The organism is Streptomyces macrolidinus, from assembly GCF_023887685.1.
Taxonomy (GTDB): domain Bacteria; phylum Actinomycetota; class Actinomycetes; order Streptomycetales; family Streptomycetaceae; genus Streptomyces; species Streptomyces macrolidinus.
In genome coordinates this window covers 117,758-141,974 of sequence record NZ_JAMWMR010000013.1, presented here as the reverse complement: position 1 = coordinate 141,974, position 24,217 = coordinate 117,758, and the positions used below count along the sequence as shown (strand labels likewise).

Here is a 24,217-nt window from a genome sequence, read left to right as displayed (position 1 = left end):
TCGGGGCATGCGGCAGGCGGCGCGGAGCGGAGCGAGGGTGGCGGGTGCGGCGGCGGCCGTGTCGCTGCTCCTGGGATGCGCGGGACACACCGGCGACGCCGCGGCCCGCCGGCCGCTGGCGAACGTCCAGGCGACCGGCCCCAAGGAAGTCCTTGACGTCGCCGAGCAGTTGCTCGAACGCGACTGCATGCGCCGCCACGGCTTCCGCTTCTGGGTGGTCCCGCCGACCGCGTCCGAATCGCGCCGCGACTTCCCGTACGCGGTCGACGACGTCGGCTGGGCCAGGCGCCACGGCTACGGCGCCGACCAGCGCGCGGCACTTCGGCGGAGCGCCGCCGCCGATCCCAACCAGCGCTACCTGCTGTCGCTGCCACCGGACCGCCGCACCGCCCTGGTCGCCACGCTGAACGGCCCGCGCCCCAGCGGGCTCACCGCCGACCTGCCGAACGGCGTCCAGGTCAGCCACAGCGACACGGGCTGTACGGCGGAGGCCGAACGACGCCTCTACGGCGACCTGGCGGCCTGGTTCCGCGCCACCCGGGTCACCTCCTTCCTGGCCACCGAACGCGTGGCGGCGGTCCAGCGGGAGCCGCGCTACCGTGCCGCCCGCGACCGTTGGGCGCGGTGCATGAAGGCCGCCGGACTTCCGTACGCCGACCCCCAGGACAGCCGTGCCGCCGCCGACCCCGAACGGGGCGTCAGTCGCACGCGGGAGATCCGGCTCGCGGTCACCGAGGCGACCTGCGCGGTGTCCACGGGGCTGTCCCGGGTCGCCACCACCCTCGACCGCTCCCACGGCGCGCGACTCCGGCAGCGCTACCCGGACGCGTACGGCGATCTCGACCGGCTGACCAACGCGGCGCTGCCCCGCGCCCGCGCCCTGGTCGCCCGCGGCTGACCGCCGCTCCCCCACAGACCTCCGCGGCGGGCCCCGCCGCGGGACGGCCGACAGGCCACCGAAGCACGCGCGGCATCAGCCGCCGGACAAGGAGAACACCATGTCAGTCAAGCAACTCATCGCCACCGGAGCCGTCGCCGCCGGCCTGGCGCTCGTCTTCGTCCCCACCTCTTCGACCGCGTCCACCGCGTCGGCCGCGCACAGCCCCGGCTCCGCCCCTCGCAGCGCCGCCGCGGCCGACGGCCTGCTGCACGCCTGGACCGACTCCTACGGCCACGGCACACCCTGCTTCTGGAGCGGGAACGCCGACAACTGGGGCCCGTGCCGGAACAAGGCCTCCGACATCTGGAACAACGGCTACGCCGGCAACCTCGAGGCCGTCGACCTCTACTGGGGCCTGAACGCCACCGGCGCGCACGCCTGCATCAGCCGGGGCGACTCCTGGAACAACCTGCCGTCGGGACAGTGGAAGTTCACCTACGGCGCGGGCCTCGGCGGCTTCGGCCAGTCGGTCAACGACAACATCTCCTCCCACCGCTGGACCAACCACTGCAGCCAGTCGGGCTGACCGCTTCCCCTCACCGCGCGGAGCCGCACGGCCGCCGGTACGGGAGACCGGCCAGGTAGCGGTGCCGGTCGGCGGGCGCCAGACCCGAGGCACCCGCCGTCCGGCAGATCCGGGCGGCCACCCGGTCCGTGTCGGTCTCCCAGAGCAGCGCGGTCCAGTCCTCACCGCCGCTCGCCAGGGTGTGCCCGTCCGGGGCGAAGGCGAGCGCGTCCACTGGCTTGCTGTGCCCGCTCAGCACCGCCCTCGGCGCGGGCCGACGCGGGTCCGCGACGTCCCACAGCCGGACGCTGTGATCGGCACCGCCCGAGGCGAGCGTCCGGCTGTCGGCGGTGAAGGCCAGCGCCTTCACCGCGTCGGTGTGCCCCTCCGACACGGCGAGCAGCCGGGCGACATGGCGGTCCCGGATGCCGTCCCGAACTCCATGGACGTCCCACAGCCGCAGGGTGCGGTCGTCCGACGCGGTGGCCAGGGTGCGGCCGTCCGGTGCGAACGCCACCGCCTTGACCGCGTCCCGGTGGCCGGTCAGCACCGTCAGCGGCCGAAGCCGACCGTCGGCGACCGCCCACAGCCGTACGGTCCGGTCCCGGCTCGCGCTGGCCAGCAGTCGGCCGTCCGGGCTGAAGGCCACCGAGCCGACCTGGTCGCGGTGCGCGACCCGCGCCGAGAGCGGCCGCAACCGCCCACCGGCAACCGCCCACAGCCGTACCGTGCGGTCCGCGCCGCCGGTGGCGAGGGTACGGCCGTCCGGCGCGAAGGCGAGCGCGTTGACCGCGTCCGACCCGGCGGTCGTCACCTCCGTCGGACGCGGACGACGGATGTCCGTCACGTCCCACAGCCGCACCGTGCGGTCGAGACCGGCGCTCGCGAGGAGGCGGCCATCGGGCGCGAAGACGACCGCGTTGACTGCCGCGCGGTTGCCGCACAGCACCGGTCCGGGGGCGGGCCGTAGCGGGTCGGCCACATCCCACAGGCGGAGGGTCTCGTCGTAGCTGCCGGTGGCCAGGGTGCGGCCGTCCGGGGAGAAGCCGACGGCGTACAGGGAGCTGGTGTGGCCGGTGAGCGCGGGCACGGGCAGATCCCACAGTCGCACGGTCCGGTCGCTGCTGCCCGACGCGAGGGTGCGCCCGTCGGGGGCGAACGCCAGCGAGGACACGTAACCGGTGTGGCCCGCGAGGACGGTGGGAGGCCGGTCGCCGCGCGGGTTCGCGACGTCCCACAGGCGTACGGTCGCGTCGACACCGCCGCTGGCCAGGGTGCGGCCGTCTGCGCTGTACGCGAGCGCCCTCACCGTGTCGGTGTGACCGGTCAGGGCGGCCAGCGGGCTCGGCGGCCCGTCGCCGCCGAGCCGCCACAGGCGCACCGTACGGTCCTCGTCGGCGGTGGCGAGGGTGCGGCCGTCCGGCGCGAAGGCCACCGCTTCGGCGGCCGACAGCCGGGCGGTGACCCGCGCCGGACTCGGGCCGAGCCGCCACAGTACGGTCCCGGCGGGCCCGGCGGCGGCCAGGGTACGGCCGTCCGGCGCGAACGCCACCGCACGCAACTCGCCCTGGCCCTCCGCGAGTACGACGGGCGGCGCGCTGTCTTCCCCGGCGGTGCGCCACACGCGGACGACCCCGTCCGCACCGGCCGCCGCCACCGTCGCGCCGTCCGGACTGAAGGCAACCGACACCAGGGCGGGGGGCGCCGCCGATCCCGGAAGCCGGACGGCAGTGCGTGTCGCGCGCCCTGCGGCCTTCGGGGCGCCGTGCGGGTTCCACAGGCGCAGGGTGCCGTCCGCTCCGGCTGACGCGAGCAACCGGCCGTCGGGGCTGAAGGCGAGGGCGCGCACCGGCCCGATGTGCCCGGTGAGCGTGGTCACTTGGCGCGCGTGGTCGGGGGCGGCGGTGTCGACCAGTCGTACGGTGCCGTCGTCGCCCGCGGTGGCCGCCAGCCGTCCGTCCGGGGCGTAGGCGACCGCCTCGACGGTGTCGGAGCCGGTCAACTGGGTCGCGTACGCGGTGGCGTAGGAGCTGAGTACGGCGCTGCGGGCGGCGCTGGTGGGCTCCAACCGGTAGGCGGCCAGGGCCAGTTGCACGGAGCGTGCCGGATCGGTCAGGCGCAGGGCCGCGGCGTCCTGGGCGACCCGCTGGGAGACGGCGATGTCGCGCTGCCGCGACGCCTGCCGTTCGGCGTGCACGGCGATGCCGGTGGCGGCGGCGGTACCGGTCAGCAACACAGCCAGCAGCAGGGCCAGTCGGCGCAGCCTGCGGGTGCCCCTCGCCGCGGCGGCCATCTCCCCCTCCCATGCGGCACGGCTCGCGGTGAGGAACTGCCGCTCCCGGGAGCTGAGCGACTCCGCGCCGGTCCGGGCCGCCCATTCGCAGGCCTGGTCCAGCCGTACGCCGCGGTAGAGGGCGCCGGGGTCGCGCTGGACGGCCTCCCAGTCGGCGGTGGCCTCGGTGAGGTGCCGGTGCACGCGTACCGCGTCGCGGTCCTCGGTGAGCCAGCCGCGCAGCCGGGGCCAACTGCGGATGAGTGCCTCGTGGGTGATCTCCAGGGTGTCCCGGTCGAGCGTGAGCAGCCGGGCCCGCGCGAACCGCTCCAGTACGAGCGCGGTGTCGGCGCTCGTCCCGCCGACCGGGTCCCGGCGACCGTCCGTACGGGCATCGGCGTCGACCCGGCGGTCGGCATCGACCCTGCCGTCGGCGTCGAGTTCGTCGCGCCGGATGCGGCGCTTGGTGTCCTCGGTGCCCTCGCCGAGCGCCGTGAGCCGCAGCAGGACGTGGCGGGCGATGCGCTGCTGCGCGGCGTCGAGTGTGCCCCAGACCTCCTCCGCGGTGTGGGCGAGGCCGCCGTCCAGGCCACCGGCGGCCTGGAAGCCGGAGAACGTCAGGGTGTTGCCGCGCCGTCGTCGCCAGGTCTCCAGCAGGGCGTGCGACACCAGCGGCAGCATCGCGGCCTGCCCGTCGGCCTGCGTCATGATGTCGGCCAGCAGCGCGCCTTCGACGGTGCAGCCGGCTTGGGTCGCCGGGCGGGTCACCGCGCGTCGTAACTCGTCGGAGGTCATCGGGCCGACCACCACCTGGGCCTCGGCCATGACGGCCGCGAGAGCGGGGTGGGCGGCGCAGTGCGCGTAGAAGTCGGCGCGCACGCCCACCACGATCCGGCAGCGACTGTCTGCGGCCAGGGCCACCGCGAGCAGAGCGTCGATGAAGCGGGACCGTTCCGCGTCGTCCCGGCACAGCGTAAACACCTCCTCGAACTGGTCGACGACCAACAGGAGTTCGGCCGCATCGGGAGAGGCGGCCAGCAGGCGGCGCACGGCCTGGTCGAGAGCGGCCGACGGCCCCACGGGCGGCTCACCTTCCGATGCCGCGTCCCTTTCGGACGGGCCGCCCTCGGGACCGCCGTCCACCCGCTCGGCATCAGCCGGACCCAGCAACGCCACGCAATGCTCCAGCGGATGCGGGCCCGGAGAGAGAACCACCACCGGATGCCCGGGGTACTCGGTGCGCCGACGCGGCACCAACCCCGCCCGCAGCAGCGAGGACTTACCGGCGCCCGACGCTCCGACCACTGTCACCAGCCGCGCGCCGGTCAGCCGCCGGGCCAACTCGGCGACGAGCCGCTCTCGTCCGAAAAACCGCTCGGCGTCCTCGGTCCGGAACGCCGCCAACCCCGCGTACGGCGGCGCCTCTTGCCGCTCACGAGCCGCCTGCGCGGCCTCGTCCCGGGCCAGTTCGGCCGCGACGGCCTGCCAGCGCTTCTTCCACAGCACGGTATCGCCCTCGCAACCCCGCACATACCCCAGCGTCACCGCCAGCGTCGGCAGGACCCGGCCACCGGCCGCCGCGGACAGCGTCGCCGCCGAGTAGTGCGTACGCCGGGCGAGTTCACGGTAGGTCGGACTCCCCGCTTCCCGCCGCAACTGCCGCAGGTCCTCCGCGAGCCGCAGCAGCGGACTGTCCCCCACGTCGAGCGGTCGCTCCTTCCTCGGCACCACCCACCCCCTTCACCCCTCGCACCCTTTCGCCTGATCTCACCCCCTCTCCCCTCTTCTCCGCAACCAGCACATACGTCCCCCGTGTCCCCGAACTCCCGCTGCTCCAGCGCCTGAAGCACTCGTCGCCGCTACGCGGGGCGGCGCTTGCGCGCCGCGCCCGACTTCGCGTGCCGTTTAGGTCTGGGTAGGGGGCCGTAGGCGAGGACGAGGGCTTGGCGGACGGCCAGTCGTCCGGCGTGGTGGAACGACCCGGCGCGAGAGTCCACTTCGTGGATGCCGACGGCGCGCAGCACGGTGGCCACCGCCACCGTGGTCCTGGCCTCCAGTGCGGTCAACTCCTCCTGGACACCGGCGGCGACGGCCTTCTGGTACTCGGCCGACTCGCCCGGAGCAACGAAGCCGCGGGTGCGCAGATCGGCGTGTACCTCGAACTCGATGCCCTCTTCCCAGGGTTCGAAGTCCACGGTGATGTCCGCGAAGTCTGCCGGACAGCCTGCCTGCCGCGCATACACGGCGCGGACGCCCCGGAGCGGGCGCGGCGGGAAGCTCTCTTCCTGATGCATACCGACCACCGTAGTCAGCGCAGTCCCCGGACGGGTGCGTGAAGATGTTTCGGCGACCGCCGAAGCATCTCAGGCCTACCGTCGCATCATGACTTCGCACGCCTACGCCACCCGCCTTCGCTGGGAGGGCTCCACCGCCGCCGGGATCCGCTCCTACTCCCGCGACCATGTCGCCACCGCACCACCCGCCACCGCCGAAGTGGCGTTGAGCGCTGACCCGGCCTTCCGAGGCAGCTCTGAGCTGCTCAACCCGGAGCAGCTTGTGGTCATGGCCGCCTCCTCCTGCCAGATGCTGTCCTTCCTCGGCGCCGCCGCCCGCGCGGGCGTCGTCGTGCTGGCCTACGAGGACAGTGCGACCAGTCACCTCGACCTGACGGCCCGGCCCGCCCGCCTCGGCGTGATCCGTCTGGCCGCCACCGTCACGGTCGCCACGGGAACCGACGAGGTCGCGGTCCGGGAGCTGGCTGAACAGGCCCACCGTGAGTGCTACATCGCCAACTCGCTGTCCGTGCCCGTCGAAGTGACCACCACGGTGGTGACCGCATGACCGCCCGTCCCCACCTCCAGGACCTCGAGGTCCACCTGCCCGATCGGCCCGGCGCACTGGCCGAGTTGGGTCGAGCCCTCGGCCGTGCCGGGGTGAGTCTGGAAGGCGGTGGTGTGTTCACCCACGACGGCCGGGCCATCGCGCACTACCTCGTCGACAACGGCCCGCTCGCCCTCCGGGCCGCCACCGAAGCAGAGCTCGGCACCGTCACCGTCCGGGACGTCGTCATGACGCGGCTGGACCAGGAGACGCCTGGGCAACTCGGTGCGCTGGCAAGGCTGTTGGGCGATGCGGGGGTGAATGTGCTGACCCAGTACAGCGATCACGCGGGCCATCTCGTCCTGCTCGTCACCGACGAGCACGCAAGGGCATGCCGCGACCTCGTCGCGCGGTGGGAGAACCGCTGATCCCGAGTACTCGACGGAAGGCGCCTGCGGGCACTGGACTTCACGTGCCGAACGATATACCGAACGGCGCCGACGGGCGCCTTCCGCACCTCAACACACGGCTCACGAAAGACAATTGGGAAATCAAACCCCCTTGCTATGGTGGCCCGATGACATCGATCAAGCAGTTCCAGGTCACCTTCGACTGCGCAAACCCCGAGCGTGTCGCCCGCTTCTGGTGCGAGGTGTTGGGGTACGTCGTACCGTCGCCGAAGGGATTTGCCACTTGGGACGAATTCGATCGCTCGCAGCCGCTCGAGCAACAGGGTTCATGGTGCGCATGCACTGATCCCTCGGGCGTGGGTCCGCGGTTCTACTTCCAGCGCGTTCCCGAGGGGAAGGTCGCGAAGAACCGGGTGCATCTCGATGTGCGGGTCGCCACCGGACTCGTGGGTGAGGAGCGCCTGGCCACACTCGAGGCCGAATGCGCACGCCTGGTCGCACTCGGCGCGGTACGCGTGGCGCTGCTGCCCGCCGACGAAGAGAACGAGTCGTGCATCACCATGCAGGACATCGAGGGCAACGAGTTCTGTCTCGACTGAGCTACTCAAGTCACCTTTCGTAGCGAGTAGTCAGGGCCCCTACCGTCTCCGCGATACGGCGTGCCTTGAGGTCCGTCACCGGGTTCACCCTCCTGGCCGCGAGGGCCGCCGACGCCGAGCAAGCGCTCAAGGACCTGGCCGAACTCACCGAGTACGAGCAGGCTGTCAGGAGCGCGGGACAGGCGTGGTCCGCTCGGTGAGGGGCGTCTTCATCGCCTTGCTCACCAGCCCGCTGGAGACCCGTTCCCGGTACGGCACCCGACAGATCCCGACCGCCGAACGGAACGCCGTGGCGCAAGCGGCGGTGGACACGTTCCTCAAGGCGTTCGGCTGACGGCCCCCGTCGACCTCACCCCGTCGCGGGTGGCCGCCGTGGCCAGGGCCGTGTTCTCGCAGCGGATGCGGACCGTGAGCAGTACGGCGTTGGCCACGGTGAACGCCGTCGCCGTCAACCACGCCGTGTGCACCAGGGGCAGGGCGGCGATCTCCACGACAACGGCGACGTAGTTGGGGTGGCGCAGAAACCGGTACGGGCCGGTGGTGACCAGAGGTACTCCGGGGACGATGATGACCCGGGTGTTCCAGCGGGGGCCGAGTGTGGTGACGCACCACAGGCGCAGCGCGTGCGCCAGGAGGACCAGCACCAGCATGGGCCATCCCACGGCAGGCCGGAACGGCCGGTGAAGGAGTACGGGTTCGGCCAGACAGCAGACGAGCAGGCCGGTGTGCAGCGCGACCATGACCGGGTAGTGGCCGCGGCCGTGTTCCACACCGGCTCGCCCGAGGGACCAGGCCGCGTTGCGTCGGGCGACGAGGAGTTCACCGACCCGTTCGCACGCCACCGCGAGGACGAGAAGCGCGTACCAGGGCATGGGCCCTCCTTCAACAGTGAAGCGGGAGTGGTTCCAGCCACGTTCCGTCACGCATGATGACCCTTCCGCGTAGTTCCGGCACGCCGCGCCAAGCGCGTACGGTCCTCGGGGTCACGCGTACGTACACGAACGCACCCTCTTCCGCGCGTGGATCCCACCCGAACTTCTCGGCGAACGCCTCCGCCGCGTCTCCGGGCACCTCCTGCTCCGGGAAGCACTCGGCCTCGCCCTGGAGGAGCACCACGTCGAAGGTGTCCGGCAGCGACAGGCGTACGCGCGGCTCTTCGCGGACGTTTCGCACGGTCACCGAAGTGGCGCTGGTGCACATCCACACCGCTTGCCCGTCCCACAGGAACCACAGCGGCAGTTGGTGCGGCCCGTGCTCGGGGTGAGCAGTCGACACCCACACATCCCGCTCGGTGGCGAGCCGCTCCAAGGTGTCGCGCAGACGCTCCGCCGTCGGGCGGCGAACGATTCCCGTGGTCTTCATGAGGACCGACCCTAGCCAAGCAGGCGCGACATACGCCTGAGGCGCAGGACCTAATCCCAGCGACCGATGCATCCCTCACCGCTATGGTGACCCGATGGCATCGATCAGGCAGTTCCAAGTCACCTTCGACTGCGCGGAACCCGAGCGCCTCGCTCGCTTCTGGTGCGAGGTGTTGGGGTACGTCATACCGCCGCCACCGGAGGGGTTCGCCACGTGGGACGACTTCAAGGAGGCGCAGCCGCCTGAGCGGCGGGACTCATGGTTCGCCTGCGTCGACCCCACAGGTGTGGGCCCGCGTCTGTACTTCCAGCGCGTCCCCGAGGGGAAGGCCGCCAAGAACCGGCTGCATCTCGATGTACGGGTCGGCACCGGGCTCGTGGGCGAAGAGCGCCTCGCCGCGCTCGAGGCCGAGTGCGCACGCCTGGTCCCGCTCGGCGCGGTGCACGTACGCACGCTGTACGACGGCAACGACGCGTGCATCCCGATGCTGGACATCGAGGGCAACGAGTTCTGTATCGACTGAAGGTCGGAACAGACCCTGGTCAGACCTGGAGAGTCAGCCCTTCGCGCGCGGCCAGGATCTCCCCGCCGTACGCGGCGCTCGCCTCCGCCACGGAGCGGCTTCGCTCGACGCCGGGCCAGAAGTGGGTGAGCAGCATGCACTGCGTTCCGGAGCGAGCGGCCCATCGGCCCGCCTGTGCCGCGCTGAGCAGGTACGGGTCGGCGGCCGGGCCTTGCAGGGTTGCCCCGGCAATCAACAGGTCTGCCCTGGCCGCGAGTTCATCGAGCGCGTGGCCGGGACCGGCATCGCCGCTGTAGGCAAGGGTCAGTCCGGGGGCCGTCAAGCGCAGCCCCGCGTGCGGCACGTGGTGAGGAAGGAGCCGCCCGTCCAGTCGGAACGGACCGACCTGGTAGCTGCCCGGAAGCGGACAGGGGTCGAAGACCTCGCGGAGATCCTCGGTCGGTTCCATCGCTTGCACCCGCCCGAGCACTCCCGGAGGGCAGTACAACGGCACCCGGCCGTCGCGCCCGCCGCCGAAGAGCAGCGCTCGGCACAGCGCGCTCAGATCCGCGCAGTGATCGGGGTGTTCGTGGGTGATGACCACGGCGTCGACCTCGGCCTCCGTGCACCGCCCCAGAAGCCGCGGAAGTGTCGCATAGCCGAGGTCCATGACCAGACGGAACCCATCGACTTCCAGAAGGAACCCACTCGCCGCCCTCCCGGCCTCAGGCCAGGCGCCACAGGTCCCCAACACGGTCAGCTCGCCCACCGACACATGCTCTCACCGCGTGGCCCTGCCGACCACAGCACTCTCCCCGACCGGCCCGCAACCTGGCAGGTCAGGTGGGCATCAACTCCTGTTCGTTCGGGCAGCATCTCGCGGTGGACACGCACATTCGCCGGACTTCAGGTCGGCCCGCAGGCGCAGCGCAAGCCAAGCATGTCGGACATTTACCTACTGCTTCCCGTGGGGGAACGGCCCACGCGACAACAGGAGTTGTACCCGGGGGCTGTGTTCGTCCGGTTCTTCCGTTGCGTGGGATTCACCGTCTGGATTTATCATCCCCGCAAAGTGGCGCTCATCGTTGCGAGGGGCCGTACAGATGACGGATCGTCAAGACCGTTTCGGCAGTGCGGACGAGTCGAGAGGCGAGCGCGAAGCGGCGGTCCCGCCCGGGGACAGCGGCGTTCTTCCCGCGCCCCGGTCGGCATACGCCCTCATCGTCGCCGTGCTGTTGGGCTACGCGCTCCTGGCCTCCGTCGACATCCTCAGCACCGATGTGTCCCTGACGGCCCGGGTGACCGGTGTGCTCGTGCTCCTGTTGATCCTCGGCCTGCAACTCCTGCACTCCGCGGTGGGCGGCAGTCGGGCGCCGCTGGGGCGGAAGTGTCTGACGCTTGCTGCCCAGGCGCTGCTGACCTACCTGCCGCTGCTGCTGTTCCGGACCTACTGGGGGACGATGACCGGCTACCTGGCCGGTTCGCTGCTGTTGCTCCTGCCTCCCTTGGTGGCCTGGCCGTTGTACGGGACGGTCGGGCTCAGCATGCTCGTCCTGGCGGTCCTCGACGGCCGTCCCGTCATCGACGGCATCCACCTCGCCCAGACCTCGCTGCTCGCCGGACTCGTCCTCTACGGACTCACCCGGCTGACGGAACTGATCACTCAACTACACGCGGGCCGTGGTGAACTGGCCCGTCAGGCGGTCGCCGGGGAGCGACTGCGCTTCGCTCGGGACCTGCACGACCTGCTCGGCTACAGCCTGTCCGCGATCACGCTGAAGAGCGAGCTGATCCACCGGCTCATTCCCACCCATCCCGCGCACGCGCTGAAGGAGGTCGACGAGGTCCTGGCCATCGCCGGGCAGTCTCTCGCCGATGTCCGCAAGGTCGCCAGCGGGTTCCGCGACCTGTCGCTGCGGCAGGAGATCGGAACGACCCGGTCGATGCTGAGCGCCGCCGGCATCGACGTACGCGCCGAGGTCGACCTCGGGGTGCTCTCCCCCCACGTGGACACCGCGCTCGCCACCACCCTGCGGGAGGCCGTCACCAATCTGCTGCGGCACAGCAACGCCTCACGGTGCGGCATCCGGGCCGTCCAGCAGGGCGGATCGGTCCGGCTGGTGGTCGAGAACGACGGCGTGGACCCCGCCTGTCACGACCCTTCACCGCACGGCGGCAACGGACTCGGCAATCTGCACGCCCGGATCACCGCGGTGGGCGGACGGCTGGAGTCGCACCTCGGGACGGACGGCGTCTTCCGGCTGCAGGCCGAAGTCCCCGCGAGGAAGCCGCCGGAGACGAACGCGGAGGTACGGGAGGTCGTGTTCCCGCCCAAGGGGTCAGCCGCTTGATCGCGCGCCGCAGCTCCGGGAACGGAGGTTCGGCTCATCGGGTCCGGTCCGGTACATCGGCCGGGCCCCGCGGCGCGCGACGCGCAGCCACAGCAACTGGGCCATGAGCCAGCGCCGCATCGCACCGAGATGAGCGGGCGAACCATGCACGTCGTCGAACCTCTTGAACCGGACGTCATCGAGCGTGCGCCGCAGCAGCGCCTGCTCCGTGTCCGGAATGATCTCGTCACGGCCACTGGCGACGTACCGGACAGGGATCCGTACCCGCCGAAGCTGCTCCGGCATGAGCGCGAACTGTGGTAGTCGGTCGCGGAGTTGGCCTACGTCCTCGCTGCGGGTGAGGTGGCGCAGGGTCTGGGCCGTGATGCCGGGCACGCGGGGCCACCAGGCTTCGTCGGTGAAGAAGCCGACGACGGGAGCGCCCACGGTCAGGACGCGGCGGATGCGAGGGTCCTCGGCGGCGGCGCGCACGGCGAGGTGGCCGCTGAAGCTGAGGGCGAGCATCGACGTGTCGAACACCCGGGCACGGTCCGTCAGTTGGTCGAGCAGGAAGCCGAGGGTGCGCCAGGAGTCGTGGCCGTACGTGAAGGTGTTCTCGCCGACTCCCGGCAACTCGGTGACGACGGCGGCGAAGCCGAGTCTTCGCAGCAGGGGCAGCAGCGGCGCCCACTGTTCCTTGACGCTGACGATGCCGCCCATGACGACGAGCAGCGGACGGTGCCGATCGAGCCCGGTGGCCCAGCAGACGACGGTGCCGTCGGGGTGGTCGAACTCCAGGCGTTCGATGCCGCGTTGGTCGCGGCGCCACTGGTCGAAGGTGTCGACGCAGAGCCGCTGGGCTCGTACGCGATCGGCGTCGCCGTGGTACGGGAAGCGGGCGAGCGCGTAGTGCCGGCACGCGTCGAGAAGGTCACCGCGGGCTGCCGCGGCCCGGCCCTCGGCGGTCCACACCGCGGCCCAGGAGTGCGGGTCCCCCGGGTTGTCGTTGGTGATCCGGGCGAGGACGCGCGCGGTATGCCCGGCCGTCATGCCCTGTCCTCGGGCGTGCAGGCGGGCGAATTCCTTGAGTTCTTCCACATGGTCCATGGAGGTCGGGTCACCGTCCCCGGTTCGTGGTGGGTGCCGTCGGCGCGGCGCGGGCGATCGTCATGGGTGGCGGCCCGCCCGGGGCTCGAATCCCGTCGCGGGCGGCGGCCGTCAGCCCAGCTCGGCCAGGTACGTCTCGACGGCGTCCGCCGCGACGACCGGACCGTCGACGGACCGCATGCGCTCCCGCAGGGCCCGCACCCGGTCGGTCACGGACGCGTCACCGCTCGTCCGCGCCGCGGCCTCACGCAGGCTCCGCACGGTGACGTCCTCCTTGGCCAGATGGTGGCCGAGGCCCAACTCCGCCACGCGCAGGGCGGTCGCGCGCTGGTCGTTCGACTGCGGCACGACCACCATGGGCACGCCGTTGTACAGCGATTCCATGGCGCTGTTCATCCCTCCATGGGTGATGAACAGCCGGGCATGGCCGAGCACGTCGAGCTGTGGGGCGTAGCGCCGTACGTCGACGTTCGCGGGCAGCGGGCCGAGGTCGGAGGGGTCGGTGTGGTCGCCGACGGTGATGAGAACGTCCCACTCGGAGTCACCGAACGCTTCGATGGCCATGCGGAAGAACTCCGGCCAGCCCCTGGCCGATGTGCCGAGCGAGATCAACAGGACGGGCCGGTCCGCCGAAGCCGGCTGCCAGGTGCCCTGATAGGGGCGTTCGGCGATACACGGGCCGGTGAAGACGAACCGTTCGTCGAACGTCTTACCCGCGTACTGGAATTCGCGCGGGAGGAAGACGAGAGCGCGCTTCTCGATGTGCGAGAGGAAGCCCATCGGGTCGGCAGGGAGGCCAAATTGAGGAAGTACGGTCGCGAGCTTCCGCACCGCTTCGATGATCCGCGGGTCGTTCAGCTCCGCCACCGGGAACTTCTCGCGGATCGAGAAGTGTTCGTTCGCACCGAACACCGGATAGGTCCGGATCAGCGGAATGCCGTTCCGGGCGGCGAAGAACCGCGCTCCCCAGGCCATGAAGTCATGGACGATCACGTCGGGTCTGTTTCGCTCGTAGAACGGTGCGGTCTGTTCCACGAGGGCGAGGGCTTCGTTCAGGCACCGTATTCCGTCGCCCGCGTTCTCCTCGGCGGTCAGGGGGGCGCGGTAGAAGTCGCCGAAGACCGAGTCGTATCCGACCGGTTCGGCTCCGGCGGCCTTCACTATGGGGGCGAAATGCTCCGTCGCTGTGCAGGTGACGCGGTACCCCCGTTTCACCAGTTCCCCGACCACGCCGATGGTGGGGTTGACGTGGCCTACGGCCGGAAAGTTGAAGAAGGCGATGTGGCGTCGGGTGTCATGTCGCATGAATGTCTCCTTCCTGGCTCTGCCAGCTCTGCATGTGTGTGCCCTTCGGCCGGTTGGGGGACTGGTTTCGGGCCGAAGTGACGGGCAACGGCCGTTCAGCCGGATCCGATGGGTTGTCTGCGCGAAGCGAACTGGCGTATTTCGTCGAGGAGTTCCGCCTGTCGCAGCGTGTCGCCGGTGTCCGGGCGGGTTCCGGCGCGAGTCGCGGCTGCGAACGCCGCGACGGTGGCCGCCACTTGGTCCTGCGGTGCGAGCCGGATCTCCTCTGCCGTGCCGCCGCGGTGGAGGCGTATCACGGGCACATGGTCGGCGGGCGGGGTGAACGCCCGGTCGACGGTGATACCGCCCTCGCTGCCCCACAGTTCGTACGACGAGCGGTAGGCGTGCTCCATACCGAAGGTGAGCTGCGCCGTGATGCCGCCGGGAGTGCTCAGCAACGCCGCGCCGGAGGTCTCGACCTGCCGCCCCGTGCCCCGGACGAGACGGGCGCCGAGGACATCGAGTTCGGGGCCCAGGAAGTGCAGTGCCGCCCTGAGCGGGTAGATCCCCACGTCCGCCAGGGCCCCGCCGCCGAGTTCCGGGTCGTGTCTGATGTCGCCGTCCGGAGGTGCGGGGATGGTGAACGCGGCATGGAGCGCGCGGAGTTCACCGATCGCACCGTCCGCGAGCAGACGCCGTACGTCCCTGTGCCGGTGGTGGTGGACGAACATGACGTTCTCCATGAGCACCAGGCCACGGGTGTCGGCGAGTCTGAGCAGTTCCCTGGTGCGGCGGTGGTCCGTGGACAGGGGCTTCTCGGCGAGGACATGTCTGCCCGTGTTCAGTGCCGCCTCGGTCCACCGGGCGTGCAGGGCCGCGGGCAGCGGCACGTAGACGGCCTGGATGTCGTCCAGTCGGAGCAGCTCGCCGTATCCGTGGACGGGGCGGCAGTGGAAGCGCTCCGCGACCCGCCGCGCCTTGGCCGGGTCGCGGCTGGCCACCGCCGCGACGCGGATGTCGGGGCAGGCGGCGAAGGCGGGCAGCATGCGGCGCACCGCGATGTCCGCGCATCCGATCACTCCGACACGCAAGGGTTCGGTCACCGGGTCCTCGTCTCCGTCGCGTTGAGGCAGGCGAGCAGGGTGCGGGCCTGGACGTTGAGGTAGTGGCCGTGCCGGACCAGGGAGGTGAGCTGTGCGCGGGTGACCCAGGCATAGCCGGGAGGTGGGTCCAGCGGGGCGTCGGCCTCGTCCGCGTCGATGATGAGGCAGCGGCTCTCGGCGCCCAGGAAGCGCCCGCCCTCCTCGGAGTGCACCGCCTCGTAGCGGATGCGGTCCGGGCGGGCGCGCAGCACGGTGTCCAGGAAGAGGGGCCGCTCGCTCGCGGGCAGGTGGGCGTAGTTGCCCGGTGTGTACTGGACGGTGGGCCCCAGTTCGATGGTGTCGAGGAAGCCCGCCTCGACCCGGGCATGCATCAGCACATGCGGGACACCGCCGAACTCGCGGGTGAGGAAGGCGAGGACACCGGGGCCGACCGGCTCGAACAGGGGTTGGGTCCAGCCGGTCACCTCACGGTTGTCCGCCCGGACGGACACGGCCATGACCTTGAAGTAGCGGCCCGCCACATGCTCGATCGCGTCCTCACCGCACTTCCAGCCGGGAAGGGAGTCCAGGGGGACACGCTCGGCCCGCACCGAGTGCCGGGTGCGCTCCCCCGTGAGCCAGGAGAGCAGTTCGACGTCGGAGAGCAGTGCGCCGTCCGAGGTGTCCTCGAAGGGCAGGCAGGACAGCACTGTACGCGCGTCCATGTTGACCACGTTGTCCCGGTGCAGCAGTTCGTTGATCTGGCCGAGGGTGAGCCAGCAGAAGTCGTCCAGGAGCGGTACGTCACCGACCGCCTCCACCACCATGTTGCGGTTGGACTTGCGGTAGAACCACGATCCGTGCTCGGACTGGAGTACGTCCGCGATGACCCGGCCGCGGCCGGGTCCGACGAAGTACTCGATGTACTTGACGTCCGCGCCCCGGTGGGCCTTGGTGTAGTTGCTGCGGGTCGCCTGGACCGTGGGTGAGAGCTGGAGCAGGTTCGGGTTGCCCGGCTCCATCTTCGCCTGCATCAGGAGGTGCGGCACCCCGTCGAACTCCTTGACGAGGATGCCGAGTACACCCACCTCGGGCTGTTTGATGACGGGCTGGTACCAGTCGGCGTACGGGCCGTCGCCGTACGGTTCTCCCTCCTCGGTGATGTGCAGGCCCTCGACGGTGAAGAACCGGCCGCTGCGGTGCACGAGGTTCCCGGTGGACTCCTGGAACGACCAGCCGTCCAGCTCGGCGAACGGTATCCGCTCCACCTGGAAGGCGTGGGCCCTGCCCCGGTCGGCCAGCCAGCCGCCGAAGTCCTCGGTGCGCAGATGTGCGCCGCGGGTGGTGGCGGCCGACCGGGCGATACGGGCGGGCACCTTCGTGTCCGCGCGTGTCTGGAGAGAGGGGGACGACATCGCAGGGACTCCCTGCCTTTCCGCGGGCTCAGCCATGCTGGGCCACGAACTCCTTGATCGTGGCGGTCATGTAGTCGAGCATCGCGTCGGTGAGTCCCGGGTAGACGCCGATCCAGAAGGTGTGCTCGGTGATGATGTCGCTGTTGGTGAGGTCGCCGACGACGCGGTGGGGACGGCCGATGTAGGCCGGCTGCCGGGTGAGGTTGCCGGCGAACAGCCGCCGGGTGCCGATCTTGCGTTCCTCCAGGTGTGCGACGAGTTCGGCGCGGGTGAAGGGGGCCTTCGGGTCGACGGTGAGGACGAAGCCGAACCAGCTCGGATCGGACCGGGGTGTCGCCTCGGGGAGCAGCAGGCCCGGCACACCGTCCAGACTCTCGCGCAGGCGGCGCCAGTTGCGCCGTCGGGCCTCGATGAAGCCGTCCAGCTTGGCGAGTTGGGTGAGGCCGAGCGCGGCCTGGATGTCGGTTCCCTTCAGGTTGTACCCGACGTGGGAGAAGATGTACTTGTGGTCGTAGCCGGCCGGCAGGTCGCCCATCTGGTACTCGAACCGTTTGAAGCAGGTGTTGTTCTTGCCGGGTTCGCACCAGCAGTCCCGCCCCCAGTCGCGGAGCGACTCCACGATGCGGGCCAGGCCGAGGTCGGAGGTGAGGACGCAGCCGCCCTCCCCCATGGTGAGATGGTGCGCGGGGTAGAAGCTGACCGTGGTCATGTCGCCGAAGGTGCCGGTGATCCGGCCGTCGTAGGTGGAGCCGACCGCGTCGCAGTTGTCCTCGATGAGGAACAGGCCGTGGTCCTGGGCGAGTTGGGCCACCTCGGCGACCTCGAAGGGGTTGCCGAGGGCGTGCGCGATGACGATCGCCCGGGTCTTGGGGCCGATCGCCCGCGCCACGCGGTCGGCCGTGGTGTTGTACGTCGCCAGGTCCACGTCCACGAAGACCGGTACGAGGCCGTTCTGCAGGATCGGGTTGACCGTGGTGGGGAATCCTGCGGCGACGGTGATCACCTCGTCGCCCGGCTTCAGCCGCCGGTCCCCGAGTTGGTGCGAGGTGAGGGCCGAGACGGCGAGAAGGTTCGCCGACGAACCGGAGTTGGTCAGATGGGCCTTGCGTCGCTTCAGCCGCTTGGCGAAGGCGGACTCGAACTTCCTGGAGCTGGGTCCGGCGGCGATCCGCAGGGTCAGCGCGGCCTCGACGATGGCGACGCGGTCCTCTTCGTCCAACACCGCCCCGGACGGCCAGATCTCGGTCACTCCGGGGATGAACTCCCGGTCGGGCGCGGTCTCTTGGTGGTATCCGCGGACCTCGTCCAGCACCCGCTGCTTGCTGTCGCTCATCGTCCTGTCCTTCCCTTGACCGGAGGTGGCAGCGCGGCCGTGAGCAGGTCGCGCAGCGAGGTGTCGAGAGTGCGCCGCGGCTGCCACCCCAGGAGGCGCGACGCCCGCGAGACGTCCAGTTGCTGCCACTCCACATCGGTGCGCGGGGAGGGGTCGGCAGCGACCTCGACGACCGGGAGGTCCACGCCGCTGAGTTCGATCATGCGGTCGATCAGCGTGTGGATCGGAACCGCCTCGCCCCGGCCGATGTTGACGACCCGGCCGCCGACATCCGTCCCCGGTGCGACGGCGGCGGCGCGTACGGCGTCGACGACGTCGTGCACGTCCACGATGTCGCGGTGGGCGCGCAGCGGCGGGAGCCTCAGCTCGTCCGGCTTCTCGCCCGACGACCGGGCGCGGGCGGCCTGTCCGAGGTGCACCGCGACCCTGCCGAAGATGCTGCCTGCCGGTCCCCCGGCGCCGATCACATTGGCGAGGCGGAGCACCACACCGTCCAGGCCGTCATCCGCCGCGGCCCGGAGGACGGCCCGCGTGCCGAGGAGCTTGCTGCGCCCGTACGGTGTGACGGGGGCGGGTTCGTGGTCCTCGGAGGTTCCGGTGCCCGGCGTGCCGGCGCCGTACTCGTGGACGCTGCCGAGCTGGATCAGCCGGGGCGGGCGGGGCAAGCGGGTGAGCGACTCCGTGATACGGGCGACGAGTTCCGCGTTGCTGGCGGTCATCTCGGCCTCGTCGGCTCGCCAGGCCCGGCCGACGGCGTTGACCACCACATCGGGTCGCACCGAGGCGAAGAACCGGTCGAGTTCGTGCGGGTCGACCGCCAGCAGGTCCATGAGGACGAAGCGCGGGTCGGCCGGGCGGTCCTCGGCCGGGCTGCGGGACACCAGGTGGACATGGGCGCCGTCGGCGGCGAAGGCCGCACCGATGCGGCGGCCCAGGTAGCCGGTGCCCCCGAGCACCACGACCCGCAGCCCGGCCGTCGTGCCGTTCTCAGCGATCGGCATGGTCGGCTCCGTACTTGGCGGTCTTCCACCAGTCGGGGTGGTCGCGGTACCAGGCCACCGTGGCGGCCAGGCCCTCCTCGAATCCGGTCAGCGGTACATAGCCCAACTCGTCGCGGATCTTGGACTCGTCGATGGAGTACCGCAGGTCGTGTGCCTTGCGGTCGGCGACGTGGTGGATCATCTCCGCGCCGCAGCCGGTGAGTTCGAGCAGATGCTCGGTGATGGCGCGGTTGGTCCGCTCGTTGCCGCCGCCGATGTTGTAGATCTCGCCGACCCGGCCCTTGTCGAGGACGAGGTGGATCCCGCGGCAGTGGTCGTCGACATGCAGCCATTCGCGCATGTTGCGTCCGTCGCCGTACAGCGGCACCTTCCGGCCTTCGAGCAGGTTGGTGACGAACAGCGGGATGAGCTTCTCGGGGTGCTGGTACGGCCCGTAGTTGTTGGAGCAGCGGGTGAGGGAGAGGTTCACTCCGTGGGTGCGCCAGTAGGTGCGGGCGACCAGGTCGGAACAGGCCTTGGAGGCCGCGTAGGGGGTGTTGGGCAGCAGGGGGTGGTCCTCGGTCCAGGAGCCCTGCGCGATCGAGCCGTACACCTCGTCGGTGGAGACGTGCACGACCCGCTCGACCCCGCATGCCAGCACGGCGTCGAGCAGTGTCTGCGTGCCCAGGACGTTGGTGCGGAAGAACTCTCCCGCGCCCTCCAGTGAGCGGTCCACATGGGACTCGGCGGCGAAGTGCACCACGGCGTCGTGTCCGGGCAGCAGGTCGCGCAGCAGGCCGGGGTCGCAGATGTCGCCCCGGACGAACTCCAGGCGCGGGTGCGAGGCGGGCAGGTTGTCCCGGTTGCCCGCGTAGGTGAGCTTGTCCAGGGCGGTGACCCGCGCGTTCTGCCACCCCGCGTAGCTGTTGGCGAGGAGGTTGCGGACGAAGTGGGAGCCGATGAACCCCGCGGCTCCGGTGACGAGGATCCTCATGCCGCGACTTCCACTCGGGTGTGGTCTCCGACGACCAGGCGGTAGCGGTCCGTGCTCTGCCCGACGGTGCCGACGCGGGCGGAGCGGCCGATGACGGAACTGCGCAGCCCCTGGACGCCGGTGACCGACGCCCCGTCCAGGGCGATGGAGTACTCCAGCCGGCTTCCGGTGACCGCGCAGTCACGTCCGATGGAGGTGTGCGGGCCGATGTGGCTGTCCGCGACGACCGTGCCCGCGCCGATGACCACCGGGCCCTCGATACGGGAGCGCACGATGTGTGCCCCCGCTTCCACGACGACGGGGCCGGTCAGCACACTGGCCTCGTCGACCTCGCCGTCCATGGCGGGCCGCAGGCTCTCCAGGATGTGCCGGTTGCACTCCAGCACGTCCTCGACGTCCCCGGTGTCCTTCCAGTAGCCCTCGTACTGACCGGCCCGCACGTCCGCGCCGGACGCCACCAGCCACTGGATCGCGTCGGTGATCTCCAACTCGCCTCGGCTGCTGGGCTCGATGGCCCGGACCGCCTCGTGGATGGCGGCGGTGAAGAAGTACACGCCGATCAGGGCCAGGTCGCTGCGCGGCTGCTCCGGCTTCTCGACCAGGCCCAACACCTCGCCGCCCGGCCCGAGTTCGGCCACGCCGAAGGCGCGCGGGTCCGGGACCTTGTGCACCACGACATGGGCGGCGGGACGGTGTGCGGCGAACTCCTCGGCGATGCCGGTGATCCCCTCGGGCAGCATGTTGTCGCCGAGGTACATCACGAAGTCGTCGTCACCGAGGAAGTCGCGGGCGATGGTGACGGTGTGGGCGAGGCCGAGCGGGGCGTCCTGCTGGAGGTAGGTCAACCGGCAGGCCCCGAACCGCGATCCGTCGCCGAGCGCCTGGCGGATCTCGTGGGCGCGGTCGCCGACGACGACCCCTATCTCGGTCACGCCCAGGTCCAGGATGTTCCTGAGGACGTACTCCAGGACCGGTGTGTTCACGATGGGGATGAGTTGCTTGGGCATCGAGTAGCTGAACGGCCGTAGGCGGGTGCCCGATCCGCCGGCCAGCACCAGAGCCTTCATGGGAGGTCCTCTCGATTCACGTGTTGATGCCTTCGGGCCCGGTGCGCGGTTCATGGCCGCGCGGAGACCGGCGGACCGGGAGGGACGCCCGGTCAGGCGATGTCGAAGTCGGGCAGCATGCCCGCCGCGAGGGCCTCGGCCAGCAGGGGCGCGTGCGCGTCCTTGTCCGAGATCAGCGGTGTCCCGGCGCACTCCCAGGGCAGGTCCAGGTCGGGGTCGAGCGGGTTGATGTCGATCTGTGTGCCGGGGACGTAGGTGGTGGAGACGACATAGCAGACACAGGTGTCGTCGGTGAGTGCGAGGAAGCCGTGGCCGACGCCCTCCGGTACGTACATGGACCGGCCCGAGGCGGCGTCCAGTTCGGTCACGCGGTGCGCGCCGAACGTGGGCGAACCGACCCGCAGGTCGACGACGATGTCACGCAGCACGCCCCGGACGCAGGTGACGAGTTTGGCCTGTCCCGGAGGGATGCTCACGCTGTGGATGCCGCGCAGGGTGTGCCGTCGGGACACCGAGTAGTTGATCTGACGGGGCCGGAAGAGGACCCCCGCGGACCGCTCCAGTTCGTCGGACCGCATCGATTCGTAGAACACACCCCGGTCGTCGGGCAGATGTTCCGGCTCGATCACATAGGTGCCGGGGATGCCGGTCTCCTCGATGCGCACGGCTCGCTCGCCCTCTCTGTCTGAACTCGACGTGCTGCGAAGGTCCGGCGGGCCGGGCCGCTCAGTCGCGGTGTTCCGCGGTCAGCCGCTCCAGGACCGGGACGACGTCCTTCGGCGCCGGGGCGGCCAGCATGTCCTCGTACAGGGCTCGGGCCCCGAGCTGGAAGGACGGCTCCTCGATCAGCCGGACGAGGTCCTTGCGCATGCTGTCGACGTCGATCGCCGCCGGGTCGGCGGCCAGTCCCGCGCCGCGGCGGACGACGTACCGCGCGGTGACCGTCTCGTCCCACATCGGGAGCGGCACGACCAACTGCGGCACCTTGAACGCGACGGCGGCGGCGAACGTCCCGCCACCGCCGTGGTGGATGATCGCCGAGCTGGTGGGCAGCACCTGGTCGAGCGGTACGTAGGCGAGGGCGCGGACGTTGTCCGGGAGCGTGCCCACGGCGTCCAACTGCTCGCTGTTCAAGGTGGCGACCAGTTCCAGGTCCAGGTCGGACACCGAGTCGAAGAACTCCCGCATCGGGAAGCCGCTGTGCCGACCGGCGAGCAGTCGGCGGCTCACCCCGAGGGTGAGCACCGCGCGGGGCCGCTCGGGCCGGGCGTGCAGCCACGGGGGGAGTGTGGCGGCCCCGGTGTACGGAACCCGGCGGACCGGAACATACGTCAGGTCCAGCGGGTTGCGCATCCGGGACTGGGTCAGGTCCAGGGACCACTGGCCGACCAGGGTCTCCTCGGTGAAGTCGAGGCCGTACCGCTCCAGCACCGGGCCCAGCCAGGACATCCAGGGGTCCTCGGTCGGGCCGGAGGTCGGATCGGCCGACTCCTGCCGGGTCCTGGCGCGGATCAGGCCGATGTTGTCCATGCCGAACAGCAGGCGTGCGTGGGCCGCGCCACAGGTGCGCGCGGCGATCGCCCCGGTCGGTGCCAGTGGGTCCCACAGCACCAGGTCCGGGCGCCACTCGCGGGCGAACTCCACCAGCGTGTCCAGGACCGGCCGACGTCCGCCAGGCACCGACTCCGGCGGGTAGTACGCGTGGAACATGCCCGCGAGCACGGCCCGGGTCGTGCGCCAGGCGTTCTCGTCGTCGGGGTCGAGCGCCAGGGTGGGCCGGTCGGGGCCCGCTCCGGCGATCAACGGCGCCAGCGAGGCGGTGAGTTCCTCTTTGCCGCCCAGCGACACCGCGGTGAGGCCGGCCGAGGTGATGTGGTCGATCACGTTCGGGTCGACCACACCCTCGGGGCTCGCCACCACGACCTCATGACCGGCGCTCTGCAACGCCCATGCCAGCGGGATGGCCGGATAGAGATGTGCTGTTGTCGGAAAGATGGTGAAAAGAACGCGCATCGCTGACCTCTCCGAGACTGTCGGCCCGACGCCGACGCGTGCTGTTCGCACGAATCCTGCGAGGGTGCTCTAAAGAGCCGCTTGTGCAGGGCGGGTGGGGAGCCGCGGACGCCCCTGACGGCCCGCATACCGATCCCGATCGACCGGAGCGGACCCGAACTCGGTAACACGCAGGGCGAAATCAGCGTTCTCGTATGCGGCACTTCCGGGAACGAATGGGTCAGGGTTGGATTTTCGACATACCCATGCCCCCGGGGAGAACTGATAGGTCCGTACAAAGAGTTGAGCGTCTGCACATTCGTGGTTACCGCGGCCTGATTTCCGCACCGCCGTTGACTTATCATTCACGCGGGATGGCGCACATATAGGCGAAAGGCCGTGCAGATGATCGCGCACCGCTTCGAGAACGGTACGGATCACGACACCTCGCCGCGATCCGGGCCCTCACGCACCGCGGAGGGAAGCCCAGTGATCCGGATACTGATCGCCGAGGACGTCAACATGGTCCGCGGCGCCCTGGTCGCCCTGCTGAATCTCCACGACGACCTCGATGTGGTCTGCGAGGTCGAACGAGGGGACCAGATCGTCGACATGGCGCTCGAGCACCGGCCCGACGTGGCCGTTATCGACATCGATCTGCCCGGCCTCGACGGCCTGTCGGCCGCCACACGACTGCGCGAACTGCTCCCCCAGTGCCGCACCCTCATCCTCACCAGCCTCGGCCGCCCCGGCACCCTGCGCCGGGCCCTGGAGGCCCGAGTCGCCGGCTATCTGCTCAAGGACGCCCCGTCCGCCGAACTCGCCTCCGCCGTACGGCGGGTGGCAGCGGGATACCGGGCCGTCGACCCCGAACTGGCGCTGGCCGCCTGGGGAGAGTCCGAGAGTCCCCTGACCGACCGGGAGACGCAAGTACTGCGGCTGGCGGCGGAAGGCGCGGAGGCGCGGGAGATCGCCTCCATGCTGCGGTTGTCGGCGGGGACGGTGAGCAACTACCTGACCGTCATCGTCGCCAAGCTCAACGCGCGTAACCGCGTGGACGCGATCAGGATCGCGCGGAACGCGGACTGGCTGCACTGACGGCACCGCGGTGGGGGTTCGGTCGAGGCGGGCCGCGTGTCGGGGGGAGCGGGCGCCGCCTGGCTACTCTTCAGTACGGCTTCCCCGGTCCTTCAGCGGAATCGGGCAGTGTGCACCCCGTCAAG

The 24,217-nt window shown here is 70.7% G+C and carries 25 protein-coding genes; 10 read left to right on the top strand and 15 right to left on the bottom strand.

Annotated elements, in window-relative coordinates; translation table 11 throughout:
* Positions 1–7 precede the first annotated feature (7 nt).
* Both NGF19_RS16775 and NGF19_RS16770 read left to right on the top strand, forming a co-directional pair.
* A complete protein-coding gene (locus tag NGF19_RS16775; RefSeq protein WP_252425736.1) occupies positions 8–898 on the top strand; it encodes a hypothetical protein in 891 nt (296 codons plus the stop codon).
* Between the two features lie 100 nt (positions 899–998).
* Entirely contained in the window at positions 999–1,466 is a 468-nt protein-coding gene (locus tag NGF19_RS16770; RefSeq protein ID WP_252425735.1) for a hypothetical protein, read from the top strand.
* Positions 1,467–1,476: 10 nt separating this feature from the next.
* Here the strand turns inward: NGF19_RS16770 and NGF19_RS16765 are convergent, their stop codons facing one another.
* Both NGF19_RS16765 and NGF19_RS16760 read right to left on the bottom strand, forming a co-directional pair.
* A complete protein-coding gene (locus NGF19_RS16765; RefSeq protein ID WP_252425734.1) occupies positions 1,477–5,418 on the bottom strand; it encodes an nSTAND1 domain-containing NTPase in 3,942 nt (1,313 codons plus the stop codon).
* A gap of 158 nt (positions 5,419–5,576) precedes the next feature.
* Positions 5,577–6,011: a hypothetical protein gene (locus tag NGF19_RS16760; protein ID WP_252425733.1), complete on the bottom strand. Its 435-nt coding sequence runs from the start codon at positions 6,009–6,011 to the stop codon at positions 5,577–5,579.
* A gap of 88 nt (positions 6,012–6,099) precedes the next feature.
* On the opposite strand from NGF19_RS16760, the gene NGF19_RS16755 reads away from it, so the two are divergent.
* The 5 genes from NGF19_RS16755 (at position 6,100) to NGF19_RS16740 (ending at position 7,880) form a co-directional block, all read left to right on the top strand.
* Complete coding sequence (locus tag NGF19_RS16755; RefSeq protein WP_252425732.1) at positions 6,100–6,558, top strand: OsmC family protein; 459 nt, start codon at positions 6,100–6,102, stop codon at positions 6,556–6,558.
* A complete protein-coding gene (locus tag NGF19_RS16750; protein ID WP_252425731.1) occupies positions 6,555–6,965 on the top strand; it encodes an ACT domain-containing protein in 411 nt (136 codons plus the stop codon). Before NGF19_RS16755 ends, NGF19_RS16750 begins: the two co-directional genes overlap by 4 nt.
* A 149-nt stretch (positions 6,966–7,114) precedes the next feature.
* Positions 7,115–7,546, top strand: a complete 432-nt coding sequence (locus tag NGF19_RS16745) for a VOC family protein (protein ID WP_252425758.1) — start codon at positions 7,115–7,117, stop codon at positions 7,544–7,546.
* A 65-nt stretch (positions 7,547–7,611) separates the two neighbouring features.
* Positions 7,612–7,746 (top strand): hypothetical protein, encoded by a 135-nt coding sequence (locus NGF19_RS30710; protein ID WP_289735166.1) that lies wholly within the window; start codon positions 7,612–7,614, stop codon positions 7,744–7,746.
* Complete coding sequence (locus tag NGF19_RS16740; RefSeq protein ID WP_252425730.1) at positions 7,731–7,880, top strand: TetR family transcriptional regulator C-terminal domain-containing protein; 150 nt, start codon at positions 7,731–7,733, stop codon at positions 7,878–7,880. The genes NGF19_RS30710 and NGF19_RS16740 overlap by 16 nt, the downstream gene beginning before the upstream one ends.
* Here NGF19_RS16740 and NGF19_RS16735 read toward each other — a convergent pair.
* Both NGF19_RS16735 and NGF19_RS16730 read right to left on the bottom strand, forming a co-directional pair.
* Positions 7,864–8,418: an isoprenylcysteine carboxyl methyltransferase family protein gene (locus tag NGF19_RS16735; RefSeq protein ID WP_252425729.1), complete on the bottom strand. Its 555-nt coding sequence runs from the start codon at positions 8,416–8,418 to the stop codon at positions 7,864–7,866. The two genes, NGF19_RS16740 and NGF19_RS16735, sit on opposite strands and share 17 nt — an antisense overlap.
* Before the next feature lie 10 nt (positions 8,419–8,428).
* Positions 8,429–8,908, bottom strand: coding sequence for a pyridoxamine 5'-phosphate oxidase family protein (locus tag NGF19_RS16730; RefSeq protein ID WP_252425728.1), 480 nt, complete (start codon positions 8,906–8,908; stop codon positions 8,429–8,431).
* 94 nt (positions 8,909–9,002) lie between these two features.
* Between NGF19_RS16730 and NGF19_RS16725 the strand changes: the two genes are divergently transcribed.
* On the top strand, positions 9,003–9,431 hold the full coding sequence (locus NGF19_RS16725) for a VOC family protein (RefSeq protein ID WP_252425727.1): 429 nt from the start codon (positions 9,003–9,005) through the stop codon (positions 9,429–9,431).
* Between the two features lie 19 nt (positions 9,432–9,450).
* Here the strand turns inward: NGF19_RS16725 and NGF19_RS16720 are convergent, their stop codons facing one another.
* A complete protein-coding gene (locus tag NGF19_RS16720; RefSeq protein ID WP_308288496.1) occupies positions 9,451–10,164 on the bottom strand; it encodes an MBL fold metallo-hydrolase in 714 nt (237 codons plus the stop codon).
* 349 nt (positions 10,165–10,513) lie between these two features.
* On the opposite strand from NGF19_RS16720, the gene NGF19_RS16715 reads away from it, so the two are divergent.
* Positions 10,514–11,761: a sensor histidine kinase gene (locus tag NGF19_RS16715; RefSeq protein ID WP_252425725.1), complete on the top strand. Its 1,248-nt coding sequence runs from the start codon at positions 10,514–10,516 to the stop codon at positions 11,759–11,761.
* On the opposite strand, the gene NGF19_RS16710 is transcribed toward NGF19_RS16715, so the two are convergent.
* From NGF19_RS16710 to NGF19_RS16665, 10 genes are all read right to left on the bottom strand, one after another.
* Positions 11,750–12,847: an alpha/beta hydrolase gene (locus NGF19_RS16710; RefSeq protein WP_252425724.1), complete on the bottom strand. Its 1,098-nt coding sequence runs from the start codon at positions 12,845–12,847 to the stop codon at positions 11,750–11,752. The genes NGF19_RS16715 and NGF19_RS16710 overlap by 12 nt on opposite strands.
* Before the next feature lie 111 nt (positions 12,848–12,958).
* Positions 12,959–14,152, bottom strand: a complete 1,194-nt coding sequence (locus NGF19_RS16705) for a macrolide family glycosyltransferase (RefSeq protein ID WP_252425723.1) — start codon at positions 14,150–14,152, stop codon at positions 12,959–12,961.
* Positions 14,153–14,247: 95 nt separating this feature from the next.
* Positions 14,248–15,234 (bottom strand): Gfo/Idh/MocA family protein, encoded by a 987-nt coding sequence (locus tag NGF19_RS16700; RefSeq protein ID WP_252425722.1) that lies wholly within the window; start codon positions 15,232–15,234, stop codon positions 14,248–14,250.
* Positions 15,231–16,628 carry an NDP-hexose 2,3-dehydratase family protein gene (locus NGF19_RS16695; protein WP_252425721.1) on the bottom strand — a complete coding sequence of 466 codons (1,398 nt, stop codon included), beginning with the start codon at positions 16,626–16,628 and terminating at the stop codon, positions 15,231–15,233. Before NGF19_RS16695 ends, NGF19_RS16700 begins: the two co-directional genes overlap by 4 nt.
* A 28-nt stretch (positions 16,629–16,656) precedes the next feature.
* Complete coding sequence (gene rfbH, locus NGF19_RS16690) at positions 16,657–17,961, bottom strand: lipopolysaccharide biosynthesis protein RfbH (RefSeq protein ID WP_252425720.1); 1,305 nt, start codon at positions 17,959–17,961, stop codon at positions 16,657–16,659.
* Positions 17,958–18,962, bottom strand: coding sequence for an NAD-dependent epimerase/dehydratase family protein (locus NGF19_RS16685; protein ID WP_252425719.1), 1,005 nt, complete (start codon positions 18,960–18,962; stop codon positions 17,958–17,960). Before NGF19_RS16685 ends, rfbH begins: the two co-directional genes overlap by 4 nt.
* On the bottom strand, positions 18,949–19,935 hold the full coding sequence (gene rfbB, locus NGF19_RS16680) for a dTDP-glucose 4,6-dehydratase (protein ID WP_252425718.1): 987 nt from the start codon (positions 19,933–19,935) through the stop codon (positions 18,949–18,951). The genes NGF19_RS16685 and rfbB overlap by 14 nt, the downstream gene beginning before the upstream one ends.
* On the bottom strand, positions 19,932–21,002 hold the full coding sequence (locus NGF19_RS16675; protein WP_252425717.1) for a glucose-1-phosphate thymidylyltransferase: 1,071 nt from the start codon (positions 21,000–21,002) through the stop codon (positions 19,932–19,934). Before NGF19_RS16675 ends, rfbB begins: the two co-directional genes overlap by 4 nt.
* A gap of 92 nt (positions 21,003–21,094) precedes the next feature.
* Positions 21,095–21,667: a dTDP-4-dehydrorhamnose 3,5-epimerase family protein gene (locus tag NGF19_RS16670; RefSeq protein ID WP_252425716.1), complete on the bottom strand. Its 573-nt coding sequence runs from the start codon at positions 21,665–21,667 to the stop codon at positions 21,095–21,097.
* A gap of 61 nt (positions 21,668–21,728) precedes the next feature.
* Positions 21,729–23,015, bottom strand: coding sequence for an activator-dependent family glycosyltransferase (locus tag NGF19_RS16665; RefSeq protein ID WP_252425715.1), 1,287 nt, complete (start codon positions 23,013–23,015; stop codon positions 21,729–21,731).
* A gap of 468 nt (positions 23,016–23,483) precedes the next feature.
* Here NGF19_RS16665 and NGF19_RS16660 point away from each other — a divergent pair, with 468 nt between their 5' ends.
* Positions 23,484–24,092, top strand: coding sequence for a response regulator transcription factor (locus NGF19_RS16660; RefSeq protein ID WP_252425714.1), 609 nt, complete (start codon positions 23,484–23,486; stop codon positions 24,090–24,092).
* The last annotated feature ends 125 nt before the right edge of the window (positions 24,093–24,217 follow it).